The sequence below is a fragment of the Methanosarcina sp. WWM596 genome (assembly GCF_000969965.1).
GTDB lineage: Archaea > Halobacteriota > Methanosarcinia > Methanosarcinales > Methanosarcinaceae > Methanosarcina.
The window spans coordinates 2,582,162-2,602,451 of the sequence record NZ_CP009503.1 but is presented as its reverse complement, the minus strand read 5'-3'; the positions used below and the strand labels follow the sequence as shown (position 1 = coordinate 2,602,451).

Sequence of the window (20,290 nt, the reverse complement as noted above, 5' to 3'; positions counted from 1 at the left end):
AAGCTCCACATATATACTCAATACAAAAACCTTATGTTTTCAAGTTTTAATAAGTGAGTTTTTAATTCTCTTGAATTAATTTCGTTTTCATTTCTCATTTTTTCATCCCAAACCAGGCATACAATAAGGATTCTGGACATTTTAGAACATTTTACATAGCTAAACATTTTAGAACATTTTACATAGCTAAACATTTTAGAACATTTTACATAGCTGAACATTTTAGAACATTTTACATAGCTGAACATTTTAGAACATTTTACATAGTCTTGCCAAATTCACTTTTCTGGTATCGTTTGAAAAAATCAAAATATATACTTGAATATAAATACAGATTAAATAAATATATAGATCACATTTTTGATAAATTATTTACATAGTTAAATTAATATACGATGTGAATTGATTAAGTTATTAGGGGGAATTAGAGAAATTTATTTGGGAAGAATTGAGTTTATATGAGATTATCTAGATGTGATCTGGATGTTATTATATGTAGTTTGTAGTTTTGTTGACTACGTTTTTCTTTCCAAACTTTCAATTATACCAGGAACATTAAGGACTATCTAGAGAGAAATTATTAAAACAGAATATGATTCAATATATAAAAACTGGATAAATAATTTTAATGAAATACCTCAAAATATTAAAGGTAAATCTATATTAATTTATCATTAACCTGTGGGGGGAGGAGAAATTATTTGGAGAAGATAATATCAAAGGCTTATCATCTGGATATTATTTTCACGCAATCCGCGCTTTTGCTGGTCCTGTATGCTCTTTGCGTGTTCATCGTACCTACGATCTGAGGATTAGTACCTTTCGGATCAGAAGACTGCCATAGAGAATACAATCTGAATTAGGGGTGAACTCCATCGGGGGGTGGATAATCTGGCAAAGTTCAGGGTCAAACCTTGGTTGGTGGATTTGGTTTTTATGCATGTTATGTTTGTGGTGATTCTGTACATTGTTTACAAATTCATAGTGCCAACAATAGTCCCTATATGACTGAGACTACGAAAAATCAACTGGAATGGGCTCGAAAAAATCAGGACTAAAATCCTGGAAAAGCAGGTAAAAAAAGTAGAATTCCATAATATGTGGAAAACAAAAGACTGAAAACAGAATATCAGGGTATCAGAGTATCAGGGATAAAATCTCAGGCAAGTGGATCGAAGACAAGGCTATCAAAAAACATAGAAAAGAATACAAAAATCTCGGAAATAAAGAATAAAATCGAAGGGTGGGGGAAATTGATTTGGAAGATGGAATAAATACTCGTATCGAAAGAAATAACCATGTGAGTGATGGAATAAAGAACCAAATCGGAGGCGTCCAGGAGAAAAATAAGCCTAAAACTCCGGTTGGAGGAGAATCTCAGATGAGTGGGATCAGGTCCAAATCTTACTATCTGGATGTGATCTTTGTTCAGTTTGTGCTTTTACTACTGCTTTATGGAATCTGTGTGTTCGTGGTGCCCAAACTGTCCTGAAAAGCTTTATTCCTATGAAACTAAAAAGCTACGATGGATTATTCTTGTTTATTATGTAGGGAGTGCGGAGGGTCATGAATACTCCTACCTTTCAGGTTGGGGGTGAAGTGAACCCTCGCTGGCTTTTCTTCGTGTTCCTTTGGCCCTAAAAAAAGGCAAGAATATAATCAAAAATCTAAACAGATACAACCTGTAAATATTCTTATTAAGATTTTGTTTGATTTTTGGTGAGGGCCGCCAAACAAGCTGGGGGAGGTATTTATTACCATTTTAATTGAAAAAAGGTTTCCAGGTAAAGGGAGATATTCCTCAGGACCTGCAGACCATTTTTTTATAGTATTCAAGCTGGATTCTTGAATTTCACAAATCAATATACAGGAATCAAGCCTGGATTATCCCCCGTAATGCATTCTCCACCTTCAGAAGTTACTACAAAGGTGTTTTCGATTCCGACCATACCTACATTTTCAATTCCTTTTTTAGGTTCAAGGGCGAATACCATTCCTTCCTGCAGGGGTTCATCAAACCCGGCGGCAATTACGGGGGTTTCATCGATCAACAGGCCGACGGCATGCCCGAGGAATTTCACTTTACGGTTGCCAAAACCCATGAAGTTTTTCAAGAATTCGATATCGAGTCCATTAATTATTGTTGTATAGATTTCTGAGGGGGCGATTCCGGGTTTTAACATCGTTGCAGCCTCGTTCTGTATATCCACACACTTATTGTGGAGATCGACGGCATATTGCGGAAGAGAAGAACCGAACATGTATGTGGTGGTTTTATCCGTATGGTAGCCGTCAACCCCGCAGCCGACATCTACAAAGACCAGGTCGCCTTTCCTTAATTTTCGGTCCCGACTCCCGAGCAGAGGGACTGCAGGGCACAATCCGCGCTTCCCCCCGGGCCCGTTAAAGTAACATGGATAGATGGAACTGTCTCCGAAACAGACATTCCCAAGGATCATTTCCGTATCGAACATGCCAAAACGGGAGACTCCGTGATGTCCTTTTTCTATAAGAGCAGAATAAATGTCGATTGACAAGTCAGCTTCACTCATCCCTTCCCTCAGCATCTCAGGCACAAGGTCTTCGAGCACATGCTGATGAATCCTGCCGGATTCTCTTGTAAGAGACAGCTCATATTCACTTTTTACCGCCCTCACAGCTGCAATCTGGGAATCAACGGATTTAACATATTTAAATGGGAAATACTTTTGAAATCTCTGGTATAAAGCCAGAGGAACTACTTCGGTTTCCAGATACACCGTGTCAGGCAGCTTGCTCGCATCCTCTGCAGCATCACGGAAGCTTTTCATGGGTTCTATATTCGGGAATAATGATTCGTCTAAAGCCCTTTCATAACTGCGGCGGACCCAGAGTGTTGCTTCTCCGTTCTTCGGAATAATCAACATTCCGTCCTGCATCGTACCGGTAAAGTAGTAGATGTTTATTTTACTGAAGATTACGACAGTCTCCCATTGGGGGTTTGAGATATTCATCTGTTTTCTAAAGCAGTTCATACGGTTTTTCAATTCGGTCAAAGGCACTTTTTTAATCATGGGAATCCCTGTACTAGCTTTATCTACTCACAATTATAGAAGTGTAACCCGTCAGAAGAATCAAATAAAAACTAAGGAACAAAAGTATAAAGATGTACAAAGTTGTTGCTATTTATTCATAGAAATAATATAAGAAGATAAAAAAATATCCGTATAACGTATATCCTATTTTGTGGTCGTATCCGTGAGCTATTGACCAATTCCGAAAAAGTGGGCAAATTTCCCCCATATGAGAGAAAATATAGAGATACTCTCATCCTTAGATACTTTTATCTTTATGGATTTCGAGAACTTGCACCCATTAGCTATTTAATTAAGATGGAAAAAATAATTAGCAAAAAAACAAATTAAAAGGAAAGAAAAAGTGAAACAAACAGGAATGAAATAAAAAATAAGGTTTTTGAAAAGGGGTTATCATGCTTGGGAAATTCGAGGACCTTGTAAAAAAGGCATCAGAGATAGGGTTAAAAGCTTATTTTCTGAAGGCAGGAGACATTCCGGTTGAAAACAGGATTGCTCTTAAGTGCGCTTACGGATGCAAAGGATATGGGAAAAGGTTGAGCTGCCCTCCTCATATAATATCAATTGATGAGTTCAGAAAGGTAATAGAGGAATACAGCAGTGCATTTCTTCTTGTAGACGAATGTGATACATCAGGAATTAAGGATGTCCTGGAAGCCTGGTCAGGGATTCGAAAGGATTCTTTTCATAAAATGTTCGAGCTTGAACAGGAAGCTTTCAGGGAAGGCTTTACCTTTGCACATCTCTTGAGACCCGGCTCCTGCAACGAATGTGAGGTCTGCAACCTTGAGAAATGCTTAAAGCCGGAAATGAGGCGTTTTGCGCCTGAAGCTGTCGGAATAAATGTCCAGAAGGCAATGGAAGGAGCAGGGCTTGTACTTGAGTTCTGCAAGCCTGAAAAAACCGCATGTATCGGGATTTTACTACTTGAGTAAAAATTTGGGTGAACCTGAGAGGATTTGAGTTAAACCTGGATGAAAATCTCACAGCATAGAATCTCATATGTAATTTCAGAACCCATGATCTCAGAGCCTGTATCTCATCTGCAGTCCCTTTCCTGCTTAATCCCCAATCAACTGGACCCCTTTACAACTGCTCTGGCAGGTAAATTTGCCAGAGAGTAGATCTGTTCAAGAGGCATGGAGAGTTTCAGTATAAAGATTCCTTCTGTTTCCACAGGCGAAACTCCGGATTTTTCCAATAACAAACTGTCGCCGGGAGAGATATTTTCAAGAAGGTGGACTGTACGGTCGTTAACTGAACCATACCCGAAGATAGTGTCGTAACCCGGTTCTCCGAGATCTTCGGCTGAGGAACACAGGATCCCGCGAATTTCACTGCCATTTTTTTCGGGGTACATGCTCCAGATAAGAGCGCCGATCCCTGCAACAGAGGGAGCAGAAGCGCTTGTGCCCATAAAGAAACTGCCAGTTCCTGTTGAGCCGGAAACTCTCACTCTGCCGGGCCCGCTGAGGTCAGTCTTGTTCCTGAGTTCTTGTTCCGGATAATAGATGCTTACAGGCCCGCGGGAAGAGTAGGGAGCTATACTCTGGTTTTCCTGACCTTTTGAATCAACAGCCCCAACACAGATAACACCCGGAACAGCAGGGTGCCCGAAGACCGAGTCCTCCTCCACCAGATTGTCAGGATGAACTTTTACAGAGGAGTTAGGGTAAATATAAACTTCCAGTACCCTATCTTCTCCGGAATGTTTTTTGACAGATATACCCACTGTTTTTGCAGCTTCTTCCCTGTTGACGTATTTGAGATATTCAAGAGGAGTTTCTGCGCCACTCTGAACCTTTTCACTTGAACCAATTTCTTTTCCGCTGCAGCAGTCATAGAGGTAGAGGTCATAGTCGTTTACGGAACAACTCCATGGATCGTTCCACTGGAGAACCACAGTCACTTTCTCACCTGAAGGGACATCCATACGAATATTTTGATAAGTGCTTGCCCCGGAACTGAAATCATGCCAGCCTGACCCATTGTCAAAAAACATACCCTGATAATGGCGACCTGCATCATTACCTGCTGCGCTCACATAGAGAATATCCTGGCTTTCGATTACTTCTTTAATATGGGAAGCTACAATTCCATCTTCAAAGAACGGCTCGTCAGGCCAGCCCACGTCATCGCATATAATCTGGCAGCCTTCGGCAATGAGGGCATCAATAGCTTTGTTAAACTCAAGCTTGTTGCTGCCTGCACTATGGAAGTACAGTTCTGCACCAGGAGATGTCTCAGAGACTATTTCGAGCATTACAGTCCCTTCTCTTCCTTTACCTGAAGAAAGGACGTGTACGTCCTCGGGAAGAACTCCTGATGCCATAGCTTCAGATATGTCTTCCACCCCATCGGAAATTAACCCTATTTTAATTCCGGCTCCTGTTACACCCTTCGGTTTCCAGAATTCTTCTGAAAAAGAGGAAAAAATTACTTTTTCTTCCCGCCCCACCTTTCTTATAACAGGAGAGATGACCGGCTGGACGGAATGTACTCCTTTAAGAGAGGATAGTTCTTCAAATGATTCCAGATTAACGCGGACTGCAGCAATACTGGAGTCTTCATCCCATTCTTCAACCCTGACCCAGGAATCCAGTACTCCTACATCTGTACCGGGAAAAAGCTGGACATAAGCAATCAGATATTCTTCTGCATCTTCTTTGCAGATTCGGCCTGATTCTCCTTCCAACTGTTTTGAAAGAGATGGAAGGAAGCGCACTACCTCTGAATCTGATAAAAACATTCCGGAAAATAATAAAGCGGGAGATAATAACCTGGAAGTATCCTGTTCAGCTTCGAGATGCCCAACTTCCCCACATGACATAAAATTGAAATAAGAAAAGGTACCTGTAAAGACTGCGACTAACATTAACAGGTACAATACTCTCATGGTGTAACCCCCCAAACACACTACCTCCTGATGTTGAATATATAGTAAATCAAGGATGTGAACAGGATACAGGTATATGTGAAGTAATTCCTGCAGCAATACCTAAACAGAGTGAATTTATTTTACCATATATCGATATACATTATAAATATTTCTATCCACATATTTTAGAACATCAGAAACAATTAGAAAGATAAACAGCACATGCAAAGGAACTAAAGTTTAGATAATCTAATAAAAACAGAAAATACTTACTAAAATAATTCATTTATAACATTAAGTATTATAAGAATATGATTGAAGACAGAAGATATATTAACTTCTGGACATATGTTATGGGAAGACATAGCAAACTGGAGGTCTTGTTGAAATTGAATTCTGAAAAGCTGAAAATAGCTGTTCTTGGAGGAACCGGCAATATAGGAGAAGGAATGGTCCTGAGGCTTGCCCTCCAAAATCTTATGCCTGAAGGTGTGAAGAATGAGATAATTATCGGGTCCAGGGCTCTGGAAACTGCAGACAGGGCTGCAAAAAACGCTTTATCGGAGCTTGAAAATTGCGGGTTTGACACATCAAAGATAATAATTACCGGCATGGATAACCTTGATGCAGCACAGGCAGCTGAAGTAATAATACTTACGATCCGTTTTGACCACGTTTTGCCTTTGCTGGAAGAGATAAAGGAGGCCCTTGTAAATAAGATCCTTATTTCACCTGTGGTTCCGATGGTAAAAGAAGAAGGCCTTATGGCATACAGGCCACCGGAAGAAGGCTCAGCTGCCCTTGCAATCAAGAAAAATGTCCCTGAATCCACCAGAGTTGTTGCAGCTTTCCACAACATCCCTGCAGGAAAGCTTAAAGATGTGGTAAAATGCAAAGCCGTACATGATGCGCTTGTATGCAGTGACGAGGCCGAAGCAAAGAAACTTGTAATGGAACTTACACGGCATATGGGATGCCTCAGACCCCTGGACGGCGGCCCTCTTAAGCAGGCAAGCACCATGGAATCCCTGACACCACTACTGATAAATCTCGCAAAACTGAATGGGCTTAAAGACCTTGGAATAAACTTTTCCTGAGAAATAAAATCGAAAAAAAGCCGGAAGAATATATAAGGGTGGAAGCTGCACGGAAAGGATAAAAACCTGTTTGAGGATAGGGGATTTACTGCAGATAACTTGGTTTTTTAAGGATGGAGGATTTACTGCAGGTAACTTGGTTTTTTAAAGATTGGGGTTTACTGCGGGTAACTTAGTTTTTATATGATAATAGATATATTAAATAATATCAAAGCTTTTACAGGGTATAAACGATACGACCTTTGCCCGTGGACGTGAAGCCAGATCTGAAAACCGAGATTAAAAAATAAGGTTAGAACCACTCTGAAAAAAGATACTCTATTTTTGTTTCCAATAAAGTTTCAACAAGAATTCAGTGCCTATGGTTCATCTCTCGACCTCGTATTTAAAACCCTGAATAGATTTAGTTTATGTTAAATATCATGAGATTAATACGAATATATAGTAGAGAATTTACCTGAAGGAATCAGCGAGATAGGAACCTGTGGGAAAAAAAATCTGCAAAAAATACTCAGAAAAAAATACCCTGCTGAAAAACAAACTACTAAAAAATAACCTGGAAAGAAATACTTTGCTGAAAATCCCCTGAAATAATCCGAGGGCAGGTTTATTCATCCAGAAAATCAGAAATTCCATGAGTGCAGTATTTTACTCTGCTCTCAGTGTTTTACTCAGATCTATTTCTTTCGGTTATATTTGCTTTTCTAAAAAGGAAGGATCAATATCGAAACCAGACTCAAAACCAGACAGTGAACCTGTATGAGTGAAGAACTACTAAAAGTGTTAAAGGCTGCAGGATTGGACGTACTTTCCTGCATGCATTGTGGCACATGCACAGGAAGCTGTCCTTCGGGACGGCATACCGGGCTCAATACCCGAAGAATAATTCGAGATGCACGCAAGAACAGAGCTACTGTTCTTTCAGATGATGCCCTGTGGCTCTGTACAACCTGCTATACATGCCAGGAGCGCTGCCCACGCGGAATACCAATTACTGATGCCATTCTTGAGCTAAGGAGGCTAGCAGTCAGGGAAGGTTTCATGCTTCCCGAACACCGTCGTGTTTCGGAAATGGTGCTTGAGTGCGGACATGCAGTCCCTCTCGATGAGGAAACAAAGAAAAAAAGGGAAGACCTTGGGCTGGAACCCATACCTGAAACCGTCCAGAAATATCCAGAAGCACTTGCAGAGCTGAAAACCCTTCTCAAAACCTGCAAATTCGACGAGCTGGTGGCTGAAAAATAAGGAGGCAGAAAATAATGGAAAAACTATCGCTATTTCTTGGCTGTATCGTACCCAACCGCTACCCGGGAATTGAGAAAGCAACAAAACTCTGCCTGCAGAAACTTGAAGTTGATGTAGTCGACTTGCCAGGAGCCTCCTGCTGTCCTGCCCCGGGAGTCTTCAAGTCTTTTGATAAAGCAACCTGGCTTGCCCTTGCCAGCCGAAACATCGTCCTCTCGGAAAAAATGGAGAGGGATGTCCTGACCGTTTGCAACGGCTGCTACGGGTCCCTGGCAGACGCTAATCTGGAACTTAAAAAAGACCCTGAAATAAAAGCCTGTACAAACACCTGCCTCAAAGAAATAGGCATGGAGTTTAAGGGAACCGCAGAGGTAAGGCACATAATTGAGTTTCTATACAAGGAATTCGGACCTGAAAAACTCAGGAGTTTCATCACGATCCCTCTTGACCTGAGAGTAGCTCTCCATTACGGATGCCACCTGATCAAGCCCTCAAAGGACAGAAACCTTGGAGAAACGGAAGCTCCGGTATTCTTTGATGAGCTGGTTGAAGCCACAGGCGCAAAAAGTGTGGATTATACCGACAAAATGATGTGCTGCGGAGCAGGAGGAGGAGTCCGTTCAGGGCACGCTGCCGAATCCCTGGAAATGCTTGAACATAAGCTTGCATGCATTCGGGATGCAAAAGTTGACTGTATTGTCAATGCATGTCCTTTCTGCCACCTTCAGTTTGACAAGGGACAGCTTGCAGTCAATGAGAAGTTCGGCACTGACTACTCTATCCCCGTTCTCCATTACTCACAGCTCCTTGGTCTTGCTCTCGGCTTTTCTCCGGATGAGCTGGGGATAGAACAGAATGCAGTCCAGAACATTGAATTTCTTGCAAAAATCTATGAAATCAGTGCCGGTTTAAGGTAAATAGATGGGAAAAATAAGGTAGAAAGAAATCAAAAACAGAAAGAGATAAAAAATAAGGCAGAAAGCTTAAAACAGAGGTTTAAGGCAAAAAGGTTAAGAAAGCGTTTTAAGCCAGGAATTCAACATTTTCTGGCTTAACCAGACCTTTTTATTTACCTGCCTGTGCATACCAGAGGCACTTCGGCCTCCATTTACAGGTCCCACATACCTCTTCAACATCTGAAGCTTTATTAAGTTTTGAATTTATGAGCCTGAAGGCTTCGTCTGCCTTTACAATAGTCCCGTCATCTATCCTTAATTTCTCCAGGACAACGAGATCCATTTGCCTGATCCTGCGGGAGAGGGCAGATTCCTGGATGGCGCATTCCCTTTTGCTGGGGCAGGAAACACAGATTGCATCACATACAGTTACAAGCTTGAGAGATCTGGAAGGAAAGGCCTCAAGATCCGAAATCACAGCCCGCATATTTGCAACAAAAGCCGGGCTGTACCCATGCCCCTGGAATCCCTGGATACAACAGAGGTGATGAGCCCTGATACTCAGAAGTTCGGAATAGGGTTTAGAGTCAGTTTTAGATTTGCATTTGGATTTTTCGGACATGCATTTCTCCGAAGCTTAAAATCACAAAAATTAAAGAGTTCTTTTTAAAAATTTAGTCGATAAAATCAATTGCTGAATCCCCGAGATAGGGCAGTTCCAGAAGAGGAAGTGTTATCGAAGGAGCTTCCGCGTATTTTACAAAGAGAATGTCATAGCCTGTTTTAAGCCCTAACATGAGATTCAGGTCAGTGCAATCATCGTTCAGGAGGAGGGCCTGGCCTATAGGATTGCAGGCAACTTCAAATTCCAGATTATCGATTTTTTTGATGCCAACGCTTTCTTTTTCAAGGCTGCAAACCTTACAGCAAACTGAAAACACCTCAAAATACCTTGAAAGAATATCATAGACCCGTCTTGCTTCCCTTTCATGCTCAATACAGAAAGCGATTCCTATCTTCCTGTACCCAAGCCTCTTTGAGTAAATTGCAATTTCTTCCAATTTTGTCTTTTTTGTAGGTTCTGCCTCAAGCCAGGCGGACATCCGGATCGCTTTAAGATCCTCGCCACTATACTCAAGTCCCGATTTGATAACAGAGCAGTTTTTACCTACAAGGCATTCCTTATTCCTGCACAATGCACACTGCACACTTTTTCTCCCAGGGATTTTTAAGACGAATAGGTATTATAAACATAAATAAACTTTGCAGGTATAAATATTTACATGAAATAAATAAATTTATTGGCGGGATTCATAATAAGGAAAAAAAGATAGAAAAACTCAATGAGAAAAGAAAAAACCTCATTTAAAAATAAAAAGAAAAAAGATAAGAAAAAAGAAAAAAATCAAGGATTATTTATGCCTTGCTTTTGGCAACGGACCTTCATAGAGTTTTTCAAGGGAATTAACAATGTCTTCAAGCTTGTTAAAAGGAATCCCTATAAGCATTTCATCATTTTCGATGTCAGTGGCTTTCCTGCACCCGAAGCAGCCTAAAGAGAGATTTATTTCTCCTGTCAGGCTCGGCAGGATGGTTGTGTCGGCACAGGTTGCCTGAAAAGCTGCACTGCTGAAGTTTACCCTTCCGCCTTTGTAATAGGTACTTGCCGGGATGATCCAGTAAATGGTTTCCGGCTTATCCACAAGAATAACTACGTCGGGATCGACCTTTGCATCCTTCAGAGGCCCTACAATGGTTGCAATTCTACTTTCAGGCTCAAAAGCAGGACGCTTTGCGATCATTTCGGCTGCCGCCTCCACGCTGTTAAACATTCCCAGGTTGTGGTGGAACTCCCCTGAAGCCACTTTTGGAGGTGTAGGAATAAGCCCAAGGCCTGAAGCCCCTACCACGCAGGCATGTTTACCTGCAGGAATTATGAAAGATTCCCCTTTCCTGGCTTTCATAATAGACTGACAGTGCCTGAGGTTTTTCTCGGGCTCTTGATACCCTTCGGGTATAGGCTCTCCTTTTTTAACAACTTTTACTGCCACCGGTTCGTACCTGAGGTCAAGGAACTTGACCAGTTTCTCTGCAAGCTGAGTATAATCCATTTTATTCCCTCAACAACTATTTATTGAACTCACTACCGAATTACTACTTAAGTTATCAACTATTTAGGAATAATATTAAAAGAACAGACTGCAATATATTTAACAGCTGTTATAGTTTTAACAGCTGCTATATTATCTAACAGCTGTTATATTATTTAAGTTTCTAACACATCAATAAAAACTATAATGTGAGGTTAAGGTTTCCTATCCAGGAGGGTTTTTGAATACATTTCTTTTTTGGAAGAATCTGAAAGCCTCATTTCGATCTCTGCCCAGAGGTTACGGACAATATTTGCGAACTCTACAGCACCGGTGTCCCTGGAATGAGCGGCATATTCGATCACAGTTTTTTCCTCCATCATTGCCTCTGTAGTTATGTCTGCATAAGGCAAACGGGCAAGAAGAGAAATTCCGGCTTCCCTGCAAAAAGCCTCAATTTCAAGGCTCTTTTTCTCGTTGATATCATACCTGTTAATACAGGCAACAGTCGGGATTCTGAAATGGGAGGTGAGTTCGACTGCTCGTTTCAGGTCGTGGAGTCCGGAAACAGTGGGTTCGCTAAGCACAAGGACAAGGTCAGTTCCGGTAATAGCTGCCATAACCGGGCAGCCAGTGCCGGGTGGACCGTCAATAAGAATTAATTTGCAGGAATATCTATCTGCAAGTTCTACGGCCCTTTTTCGGACCATGGTTACAAGTTTTCCACTTGCTTCCTCTCCAGTGCCCAATTTTGCATGAGCCATTGGTCCGAAACGGGTTATGGAGGAAATAACCTGTCCGGAAACTCTTGGCATCAGGGACACCGCGTTTTCAGGGCAGGCGACAGTACAGACCGCACAGCCTTCACAGCTATACGGATTTATTGTGAAGTTTTCAAGGACTGCTCCGAATCTGCAGGTTTCCCGGCAGATGCCGCAGCCAGTACAGAGTTTAAGGTCAATGGAAGCAAGTTCCAGTCCCAGACAATCCTCTGTTTTAAGTACCTGAGGCTTGAGGATCAGAGGCAGGTCGGACGCATCAACATCACAGTCTGCAAGTACAGTATTTTCTGAAAGAGAAGAAAAAGCAGCTGTAAGGGTGGTCTTTCCACACCCACCTTTTCCACTAATAATAGCCAGTTGCCTCATTGTACCCCCGTACTTTTGAAAGCCAGTGCTTTTATTGTTTCAAACTTTATTGTTTCAAACATGTCTTCGAACTTTTCCTTCCACTCAGGCATTTCCTTAACAAAGGGGATCCCTTCTGAATAGAGCCTGGCAATCATCCTATCATTAGGAATGCGGAGCAGAATAGGAATTCCTTCGGCTCTGCAAAAATCTTCCACCCTTGAATCCCCAAGCCCGTCCCGATTGAGAACGACTCCAACAGGAACCTTAAGAGCTTTTGCAGCTTCCAGGGCAAGAAGGAAATCATGAAAACCGAAAGGAGTAGACTCTGTTACGAGAACACAGTAATCCGCAAACCCCAGAACTGCAAGGACGGGACATGCCGTTCCAGGGGGGGAATCAATGATTGCAGGTTTGCTTTCGTCGATATGCCGCAAAAGGGACCTTATGACCAGCGTCGCCATAGCTTCCCCTATGTTCAGGACACCTTGGAAAAATTTGAGAGAGGCATCAGATGATGCTTTTTCGATTATTCCGATCGACCTGGACTTTTCTTCTACGGCTCCTGCCGGACAGACAAAGCTACACCCACCACAGCCGTGGCAAAGGGAAGGAAAGAGCAGGATTTTTTTGGGAAGGGCAGCCAGAGCATTATACCTGCAGAAATCAGCGCAGTTCCCGCAAAGAGTACACTTATCGGTATTGATCTCCGGAAACAGACAGGTTACTTCTTCTACAGGCTCCAGTTCAAAACCCAGAAACAGGTTACAATTGGGCTCTTCCACATCACAGTCAAAAAGCTGCACATCTTCGAGAGCAAGGGCAAGGTTTACTGCAACTGTGGTTTTTCCTGTGCCGCCTTTACCGCTTGCAATTGCAATTTTCATGAGCTGCGCCTTCTAATCCTGTACATAAACTGAGCATCCATCAGTGATGATGGTCGTGTCCTGCCTCATCGTGCCCATGTTCTGCACAGGAATTTTCAGCATTGGCATTACAGAGCTTACCCGCTTTCCAGGCTTCAATTGTATCCTGAACCGTGCCTCCGGCACCCACGAAAACATTGATTCCATAAGACTCAAACATCTTGACAGCTTTGTACCCCAGGCCTGAACAGAGCATAATTTCAACCCCCTTTTTATGGAGGAACTTAGGCGGCAGGTCTGGTCCCCCCATATGTTCGCTGGTATTGGGGATCACAGAAACTTCTCCACTATCTGTATCCAGAATTGTATAAGTGGGAGCCTTTCCAAAGTGCTGTTCTACAGCCCCTGACATGCCATTGTTATCTTTTGTAGGTATACATACTTTCATACAGGTCACCTTTTTAAACTGTAAGGCATTTTACATATTTATAAATATATCATATAAAATATTGTTACAAAATTTTTTGGATTTTTGATATTTTGTTCTTAGTTTGACCCTTTAACCTCAGTTTGAACCTTTAACTCAACTTTTCCTCATACCACTATGAGTCGAAGCATTCGAGTTCTCAAGGAGGGCAAGCTTTCCTGATTGATACTCTTGAAGGGCAAAAGCTACCGTACCTCTTATTCCAGAGCGGATTTCAATACCTGCTTCAAAGAGTATGGAGAAAGCATTCGGTCCCACACTTCCCGTTAAGAGAGTATCTACCTCTTCGCCCACAATTGCCTCCGCTGCCCGAATCCCTGCACCGCCGGAGGCTTCCGAACCGGGATTTTTGATTGATGTTACTGACCCTGTATCCGGATCAATGATCACGAAATAATTGCATCTCCCGAATTGAGGGTCCACTTCAGAATCAGAATCCTTGCCACAGGCACTTATACAGATTTTCATAAAACCTCAACAGGAAACCCCCGGATTTTTAGCTCAGGGGAGGAATACGTCAACTTCCACATCCTGCTTTATTGAATTAGTTTCTTATTAATTTAATGGGACGAAAAAAAAACGTTTCGTCCTACTGAAGTAAGGTAATACGTATCCGAATTTTAGACTTCAACTTCGTGAAGTTGGAGTATTACAGCATAGCTGGAACAGGTCAATTCAGGAATCCATCCTCCTCTCGATCTAATATGTAAAGGTTTAACGATCCAAGCACTGTCCCTACCTCCCAGAACTGTTCAACCGGCATCCTTAGAACCTTAAACTGAGGCGACATTCAAGGGTAACTATGTATTCTTTCCTATCGTTTACCTATTATCCGTTGCTCCTGATCGGTGAGCTGGTTAACCAGGGCTTGTTAGACAAGCCTCTGAGTCTTTAGCCCAGGGATAGTTGACATTATGCCCCAATATAAAATCCGCTGGCTCTCAAATTATATATTTCTCGGCAAATTATTCAAAGAAAGCAGAGGTATATCAACCCTGCACAAACGTAGAGAAGCCAGAGATATAGAAAGTACAATTTCACACATATGAGTGTAAATATTTATAGTTTTCTATTTGAAAAGAGAAATGGTTATATATTTACTCTACAATGTGCATAAGTAACCTATGAAAAAATGCAGAGGAAGACCAAAATGTCCGAGGCGCGTTGAGCAAACTCCTGATGTCACATATTTCAAGCCCCGAGGGGTCCCGATGTCGGATCTTGAAGTGGTGTCCCTCACAGTAGAAGAACTTGAAGCCCTGAGGCTCGTAGACATTGAAGGCCTTAGGCAAGAGGACGCAGCCACTAGGGTTGGGATATCAAGGAGAGCTTTCTGGGAAGACCTAAAAGCTGCCAGAATGAAAGTAGCACTTGCCCTCAGCACAGGAAAAGCGATTGAGATAAAAGGCGGTAACTATATCAGGGCTGAGGGTACTGACATTAAAGAATATACTGACACATGAAAGAGACATCTGAAAACGGGGAAAACTGAAAAATCCGGAATTTTTACACAGGCGATAAAAAATGAAAGATCAAGTTCAACCACTGGAAAGCTTATCAAAAAAGCCCGAGGAACCAAAAATCGTAGTCAACCTCAGGCGCATCAAACGCAAGATCATGGTAATGAGCGGGAAAGGCGGAGTAGGGAAAAGTACAGTTGCCGCAAGCCTTGCTGTTGGACTTGCCCTCCGCGGACACAGGGTAGGTCTTCTGGACTGTGATATCCACGGTCCGACTGTCCCTACAATCTTCGGACTGGAGTCCGCAAGACCTGAGGTAAATGAAGAAGGAATTCTCCCGATCCAGGTGCTTCCCAATCTCTCAATAATGTCTATTGGTTTTCTTCTCGAAAACAAAGACTCACCTGTAATCTGGAGGGGGCCTGCCAAAATGGGAGCAATCAAGCAGTTCCTGGAAGAAGTTTACTGGGGAGAGCTTGACTTTCTGATTATCGATCTTCCTCCAGGAACGGGAGACGAACCCCTGAGTGTAGCCCAGCTTATCCCCAACTGTGATGGTTCCGTACTTGTTACAACCCCTCAGGATGTAGCCCTTATCAGTGTTCGGAAATCAATCACATTCTCGGAAAAACTAAATGTACCTATAATAGGGCTTGTGGACAATATGCATGGGCTAATCTGCCCCCACTGCAATAAGTCTATAGATATATTCGGAAGTGGAGGCGTTGAAAAAGCCGCAGAAGACTTTAATATCCCCGTCCTTGCCAGACTTCCTATAGAGCCCAAAATCGCAGAAATGGAAGATAAAGGCACGATCGTTCAGAACCAGCTTAAACACGGCACGGAATGGCAGAAGAATTTTGAAAATGTCGTGACCGCCGTAGAAAAAACCCTTGAAGGAAAGTAAGGAAAAGGAAAAAGGTTTACACAATTCATAACTATTAAGCTTCTGTATCGGAATTACATTCCTCTATAGGAATGAGTTCTTTTTTAGGTTTCTTTTCCTTTTTATATTTATATTTCAATTCCATTTTATTTTGTTGTTTTAATCAGTTCGTTCCCAGATTTTGCATCTATTCCTGCCACAGGACTCTAATATAGTTATTGATATTTATTATATCGAATCCCTTAAATCAGGAAGTTCACAGATAGTCACAGATAGTAATTCACAGATAGTAATTCACAGATAGTAATTCACAGATAGTTAGTACCTTTGTTTATGGTTAATTATTTGTGTTTGATGGATAATTCTATTACAGAATTCAGGCTTTCGGAATCAGTAGAAACAAAATTATTTGTGAGAAGAGAGAATTACTAATACAGAAAGCCTAAATAACTACAAAATGAAAAATCAATGTTGAGATCATGAATAAATTAATTATATTGCTAATCCTGCTTGTATCTGTACTCTTTACGGCAGGCTGTACTGAAAACCCGAACAACTCCGCAAGTACTCAGGAAATCCAGGAAAAAAGTGTTGTTGTAAACATGACCGATCTGGAACAGATAAACACATCCATTCAGGAAGGCCCTGTCTTTGTGAAAATAGGATCCGAGGGGTGCTATGCATGTCGGGAAATGGAACCCATCCTTAGCGACCTGGCGGCAGAATATACAGGAAAAATCACAGTCATGTCTGGAGATATAGGCAAGAACCCTCAAATTGGAGCTTATTTCGAAGCATACTATATCCCTGATTCTTTTGTAATCGTGGGCATTGAAAACGGAGAATACGTTTACATGCAGGAAGACGGAAACATCACCACGGACAGATTCCAGGCAAGAGTTCAGGGACTCAGGGAAAAACAGGTGTTTGAAGAGCTCATAAAAAGAGCCGTTCTTTACTATGAAAATGGAAATGCAAAGTAAAACTATTTCCGAATAAAAAACTATCGTAAAAAACTAAACGGAAAAACATCGAATCGGAACCATGTATTATGAAGCTATTTCCCCTCTGACTGCATTTGGCGCAGGAGTGCTCAGCGTCCTGTCCCCATGCATCCTCCCCCTCCTTCCTGCAGTTCTGGCAAGCTCGACAGGAAAAGGAAAGTTAAGACCTCTTGCAATAGTACTTGGGGTATCGATATCCTTTACCCTCATGGGAGTTGTGACTTCCGCTTTCGGAGCAGTTTTTCAGGCATATATAGGTCAGCTGAAAATCCTAGCAGAAATCTTAATCATTACAATGGGCGTAGCAATACTCTTTGACATCAGCCTGTTTAACGCCTTTGCAAGATTCCCCATGCTTGCAGGAATGAAAGATGAGGGGCCAATCTCAGGTCTTCTGTTAGGGCTTTCCCTCGGAGTGCTCTGGATCCCCTGTGTGGGACCAATCCTTGCCTCAATCCTGACCATGGTAGCCCTAGAAGGAAGCGCTGTTACCGGTGCACTAACCCTTTCTATTTATTCTGCAGGATTTGCGGTACCCATGCTTCTGCTTGCATATTCGGCACACCTCTCCACTTCAAAAATAAAGCTCATATCAAGATATGATGCGGTCTTCAAAAAAGGAGCAGGAGTAGTACTTATCCTTGTAGGGCTCTCGATGGTCTACCAGAACCACATCAGATGGCTCATTTAAATTTATCACTTCGCGTACCAAACAATATGCATACATTTGACACAATTTGAAACAAAAATATAGAGAAGGTATGACTATGGGGAATTTCCATTTTAGCCGTGCTTGTAATCTGCTCATCCATGATTACCTTAAATGTGTATTCTCTTTTTTCCCGGTGGAACCTTAAACTAAAAGGACGAGATCGTAACATATCACATTTAGGTTCCAGACTGCAGGTTTCATTTATGATTGATTTGTTCTGCTGATCAAATACTTCAACTGCCACTTCATGGTCCTTAAATCGTGATTGTGTATTACAAAAAGCGGTGCTGCAGGACCCCTTAACATGAAAGGAAGAGAAACATAAAAAAACAAAATGATTGTCAGAAGCATAAAAAAAAGAACCAGCTTTCCATCATTGCTGCCCAATCAGATGCACCCTTAGAAGAATATACACTTCACTCTTACGATATATTATTGATTTGTATTACAAAACGGAGAACCACAAATAAAAATTTATTATAAAGTAAGAAATAATGTAGGGATTCTACAACTAAAAAAACGGTTAGAAAACAAAAAAATAGCTCGAGATAAAAGAAAGAAAAATTAAAAGAGAAAGCCGAAAGTGTTATTCTTCACTTTCCCTTGCGATTGCTACGAGCTCGTTTACACAGGCAACAGCCATTGGAGTCCCGCCCCTTGTCCCGACACAGCTGATAGAGGGGATGGGAATTTTCAGGTTCCGGACTATTTCCCTAGACTCGGCTGCGTTTACGAAACCGACCGGAAGCCCGATGATAAGGGCAGGCCTGACCCCTTTTTCAATGAGTTTGCAGACCATAATGAGAGCCGAAGGGGCATTTCCGATTGCGATAATGCTCCCGTCCAATTTGTCTTTTGCGGCAAGGTATCCTGCAGAAGTCCGGGTAATTCCATATCTGTTGGCGATTTCGGCGTTCGGGTCTTCATCAAGGACGCAGATCACTTCAGAGGAGTGACCGACCTTTGTGATCCCGGCTTTTACCATATTGATGTCCACGAAGATGGGAGCGCCTTTCTTAATAGCTTCGACGCCTGCAGGGATGGGGTCGTGCGAAAAGCGCATGATATCGGCAACCGAGAGGTCGCCTGTAGCAATTACGCAGCGCTGGCGGAAACGGTCTTCAGGGGTGTTGTTTCCGATGATTTCCTGGATCATTGTCCGGCTTTTCATGTAGATGGCTTTTGCCTCTTCAGTCCTTGCGCCGGAGTCCCTGCAAATGCCCACAAGTTCAGGGTCAACATCCACGGTAAGCTCGGTAAACTCTTCAAGGTTTTCAAGAGCTCCGGCTTTCCCTTCATTGTTTTTTTCAGTAGTCATATTTCTTCTGATACCCCCTGGGTGTTATGATAAGATCCTTTTTCGGAGACTTCCAGATCCTGGACTCCCCGTTGCCTACGAGAATGACTGTGCTCATGTCCACCCAGTCCTCATACTCCATGACTTCCCCGAGGGTTGTCACGATCTGGGCCTCTCCCTCGCCTCTCATAGCATTCTTGACAAGCCCCACAGGCACGGAATCAGCTTTGTACTTGCGAATGATTTCGATTGCCCTTGCAAAGTTGGACTGTCTCTTGCGGCTCTTTGGGTTGTAGAGCCCTATCACGAAATCAGCGTCTGCAGCCATATGAAGCCGCTTTTCGATGACTTCCCAGGGAGTTAAGAGATCGCTTAAACTGATCACTGCAAAGTCCGTCACCACGGGTGCACCGAGAATGCTGGCCCCGGCAAGGATTGCTGTGACCCCGGGAAGGATTTCGATGTCTACGTCAAGGTTCTCGTGTTCAGCGACCTCCAGCACGATGCCGGCCATGCCGTAGACGTTGGTGTCGCCCCCGCTGAGCATGACCACGTTTGCGGTTTTTGCAAGTTCCACGGCTTTCCGGGCTCTTTCAACCTCTTTTCCCATAAAACTTCGGATTACCTCCTGGGTGTCGAGAAGACTTTCCATCTGGTCCAGGTAGGTACTGTTCCCGAGGACATAATCGGCATTGAGGATTACGTCCCGGGCTTTTAAGGTAAGCTGTTCCACGGAGCCCGGGCCGATCCCTACAACGTAGAGTTTTCCGCCGGATGCCTTATCTTGCGATTGCGATTGTGACTCTGCCATAGACTTTCTTCCTGCAAATCAATTCGTGTTTTTCCGAAAGGGCCAGCGCCGCAGGCTCTGCAACCCCTTTTAAACCAAAGCGCGAAGCCTGGGACGAGGAAGGAGGATTGTAGCTGTTCAGCACTTCGTCCGGCAAAAAATTAACCGGAATGCCGAACAGTTCTGCTGCTTCCAGCAACCCCTGTTCATTTTCCTTGAGTTTCGCAGAGGCGAAAGCCGTGATTTCTTCAAGGCTCGCCCCGCACTCCTCGAGTGCCTGCTTCACCGCCTCAACGACTTCTTCTTTTGTTATGCCCCTGCGGGTTCCGATTCCGATAATCATCAGTAATCTTTTATCCACTGCTTTATTATGCAGTTTCG

23 protein-coding genes are annotated in these 20,290 nt (G+C 42.7%); 10 read left to right on the top strand and 13 right to left on the bottom strand.

The genetic code is table 11. The features are described from left to right. Nucleotides 1-17: 17 nt before the first annotated feature. Nucleotides 18-248 (bottom strand): hypothetical protein, encoded by a 231-nt coding sequence (locus MSWHS_RS21640; RefSeq protein ID WP_231585403.1) that lies wholly within the window; start codon nt 246-248, stop codon nt 18-20. Nucleotides 249-1,100: 852 nt separating this feature from the next. Between MSWHS_RS21640 and MSWHS_RS20440 the strand changes: the two genes are divergently transcribed. Then, entirely contained in the window at nt 1,101-1,274 is a 174-nt protein-coding gene (locus MSWHS_RS20440) for a hypothetical protein (protein ID WP_156148212.1), read from the top strand. Then, nucleotides 1,259-1,492 carry a hypothetical protein gene (locus tag MSWHS_RS11365; protein ID WP_048129830.1) on the top strand — a complete coding sequence of 78 codons (234 nt, stop codon included), beginning with the start codon at nt 1,259-1,261 and terminating at the stop codon, nt 1,490-1,492. Before MSWHS_RS20440 ends, MSWHS_RS11365 begins: the two co-directional genes overlap by 16 nt. A 367-nt stretch (nt 1,493-1,859) precedes the next feature. Here MSWHS_RS11365 and MSWHS_RS11360 read toward each other — a convergent pair whose 3' ends face one another. Continuing rightward, nucleotides 1,860-3,053 carry a Xaa-Pro peptidase family protein gene (locus tag MSWHS_RS11360; protein WP_048129831.1) on the bottom strand — a complete coding sequence of 398 codons (1,194 nt, stop codon included), beginning with the start codon at nt 3,051-3,053 and terminating at the stop codon, nt 1,860-1,862. Between the two features lie 416 nt (nt 3,054-3,469). Here MSWHS_RS11360 and MSWHS_RS11355 point away from each other — a divergent pair, with 416 nt between their 5' ends. Continuing rightward, complete coding sequence (locus tag MSWHS_RS11355; protein ID WP_048129832.1) at nt 3,470-4,009, top strand: DUF2284 domain-containing protein; 540 nt, start codon at nt 3,470-3,472, stop codon at nt 4,007-4,009. A 137-nt stretch (nt 4,010-4,146) separates the two neighbouring features. Here the strand turns inward: MSWHS_RS11355 and MSWHS_RS11350 are convergent, their stop codons facing one another. Further along, entirely contained in the window at nt 4,147-5,970 is a 1,824-nt protein-coding gene (locus tag MSWHS_RS11350; RefSeq protein WP_231585402.1) for a S8 family serine peptidase, read from the bottom strand. Nucleotides 5,971-6,263: 293 nt separating this feature from the next. Between MSWHS_RS11350 and npdG the strand changes: the two genes are divergently transcribed. The 3 genes from npdG (at nt 6,264) to hdrB (ending at nt 9,211) form a co-directional block, all read left to right on the top strand. Further along, nucleotides 6,264-7,049 (top strand): NADPH-dependent F420 reductase, encoded by a 786-nt coding sequence (npdG, locus tag MSWHS_RS11345; RefSeq protein WP_231585401.1) that lies wholly within the window; start codon nt 6,264-6,266, stop codon nt 7,047-7,049. A gap of 759 nt (nt 7,050-7,808) precedes the next feature. Next, on the top strand, nt 7,809-8,294 hold the full coding sequence (gene hdrC / locus MSWHS_RS11340; RefSeq protein WP_048129835.1) for a CoB--CoM heterodisulfide reductase subunit C: 486 nt from the start codon (nt 7,809-7,811) through the stop codon (nt 8,292-8,294). 14 nt (nt 8,295-8,308) lie between these two features. Next, nucleotides 8,309-9,211 (top strand): CoB--CoM heterodisulfide reductase subunit B, encoded by a 903-nt coding sequence (hdrB, locus tag MSWHS_RS11335; RefSeq protein ID WP_048129836.1) that lies wholly within the window; start codon nt 8,309-8,311, stop codon nt 9,209-9,211. A gap of 148 nt (nt 9,212-9,359) precedes the next feature. Here hdrB and MSWHS_RS11330 read toward each other — a convergent pair whose 3' ends face one another. The 7 genes from MSWHS_RS11330 to MSWHS_RS11300 all read right to left on the bottom strand — a co-directional run bounded on the left by MSWHS_RS11330 (nt 9,360) and on the right by MSWHS_RS11300 (nt 14,228). Further along, nucleotides 9,360-9,812 carry a DUF1284 domain-containing protein gene (locus tag MSWHS_RS11330; RefSeq protein ID WP_048129837.1) on the bottom strand — a complete coding sequence of 151 codons (453 nt, stop codon included), beginning with the start codon at nt 9,810-9,812 and terminating at the stop codon, nt 9,360-9,362. Between the two features lie 52 nt (nt 9,813-9,864). Then, nucleotides 9,865-10,398 (bottom strand): DUF1847 domain-containing protein, encoded by a 534-nt coding sequence (locus tag MSWHS_RS11325; protein WP_048129838.1) that lies wholly within the window; start codon nt 10,396-10,398, stop codon nt 9,865-9,867. 204 nt (nt 10,399-10,602) lie between these two features. Continuing rightward, nucleotides 10,603-11,301 (bottom strand): DUF169 domain-containing protein, encoded by a 699-nt coding sequence (locus MSWHS_RS11320; RefSeq protein WP_048129839.1) that lies wholly within the window; start codon nt 11,299-11,301, stop codon nt 10,603-10,605. A 194-nt stretch (nt 11,302-11,495) separates the two neighbouring features. Further along, nucleotides 11,496-12,428, bottom strand: a complete 933-nt coding sequence (locus MSWHS_RS11315; protein ID WP_048129840.1) for an ATP-binding protein — start codon at nt 12,426-12,428, stop codon at nt 11,496-11,498. Further along, the gene (locus tag MSWHS_RS11310; RefSeq protein WP_048129841.1) at nt 12,425-13,294 is read right to left on the bottom strand and encodes an ATP-binding protein; all 870 of its coding nucleotides are present in this window, start codon (nt 13,292-13,294) and stop codon (nt 12,425-12,427) included. Before MSWHS_RS11310 ends, MSWHS_RS11315 begins: the two co-directional genes overlap by 4 nt. Nucleotides 13,295-13,334: 40 nt before the next feature. After that, a complete protein-coding gene (locus tag MSWHS_RS11305; protein ID WP_048129842.1) occupies nt 13,335-13,721 on the bottom strand; it encodes a NifB/NifX family molybdenum-iron cluster-binding protein in 387 nt (128 codons plus the stop codon). 135 nt (nt 13,722-13,856) lie between these two features. Beyond that, nucleotides 13,857-14,228 carry a NifB/NifX family molybdenum-iron cluster-binding protein gene (locus MSWHS_RS11300; RefSeq protein WP_048129843.1) on the bottom strand — a complete coding sequence of 124 codons (372 nt, stop codon included), beginning with the start codon at nt 14,226-14,228 and terminating at the stop codon, nt 13,857-13,859. A gap of 656 nt (nt 14,229-14,884) precedes the next feature. Here MSWHS_RS11300 and MSWHS_RS11295 point away from each other — a divergent pair. The 4 genes from MSWHS_RS11295 to MSWHS_RS11280 all read left to right on the top strand — a co-directional run bounded on the left by MSWHS_RS11295 (nt 14,885) and on the right by MSWHS_RS11280 (nt 17,801). After that, nucleotides 14,885-15,223, top strand: coding sequence for a DUF134 domain-containing protein (locus MSWHS_RS11295; protein WP_048129844.1), 339 nt, complete (start codon nt 14,885-14,887; stop codon nt 15,221-15,223). Nucleotides 15,224-15,284: 61 nt separating this feature from the next. Continuing rightward, a complete protein-coding gene (locus MSWHS_RS11290; protein ID WP_048129845.1) occupies nt 15,285-16,127 on the top strand; it encodes an Mrp/NBP35 family ATP-binding protein in 843 nt (280 codons plus the stop codon). Nucleotides 16,128-16,585: 458 nt separating this feature from the next. Continuing rightward, a complete protein-coding gene (locus MSWHS_RS11285; protein WP_048129846.1) occupies nt 16,586-17,089 on the top strand; it encodes a co-chaperone YbbN in 504 nt (167 codons plus the stop codon). Between the two features lie 61 nt (nt 17,090-17,150). Then, on the top strand, nt 17,151-17,801 hold the full coding sequence (locus MSWHS_RS11280; RefSeq protein ID WP_048129847.1) for a cytochrome c biogenesis CcdA family protein: 651 nt from the start codon (nt 17,151-17,153) through the stop codon (nt 17,799-17,801). 607 nt (nt 17,802-18,408) lie between these two features. On the opposite strand, the gene MSWHS_RS11275 is transcribed toward MSWHS_RS11280, so the two are convergent. From MSWHS_RS11275 to MSWHS_RS11265, 3 genes are read right to left on the bottom strand one after another with little or no spacing between them, the layout of a single operon-like run. Next, nucleotides 18,409-19,140: a precorrin-8X methylmutase gene (locus MSWHS_RS11275; RefSeq protein ID WP_048129848.1), complete on the bottom strand. Its 732-nt coding sequence runs from the start codon at nt 19,138-19,140 to the stop codon at nt 18,409-18,411. After that, nucleotides 19,130-19,930 carry a precorrin-3B C(17)-methyltransferase gene (cobJ, locus tag MSWHS_RS11270; RefSeq protein WP_048129849.1) on the bottom strand — a complete coding sequence of 267 codons (801 nt, stop codon included), beginning with the start codon at nt 19,928-19,930 and terminating at the stop codon, nt 19,130-19,132. Before cobJ ends, MSWHS_RS11275 begins: the two co-directional genes overlap by 11 nt. After that, entirely contained in the window at nt 19,899-20,252 is a 354-nt protein-coding gene (locus tag MSWHS_RS11265) for a cobalamin biosynthesis protein (RefSeq protein WP_048129850.1), read from the bottom strand. Before MSWHS_RS11265 ends, cobJ begins: the two co-directional genes overlap by 32 nt. Nucleotides 20,253-20,290: the final 38 nt, after the last annotated feature.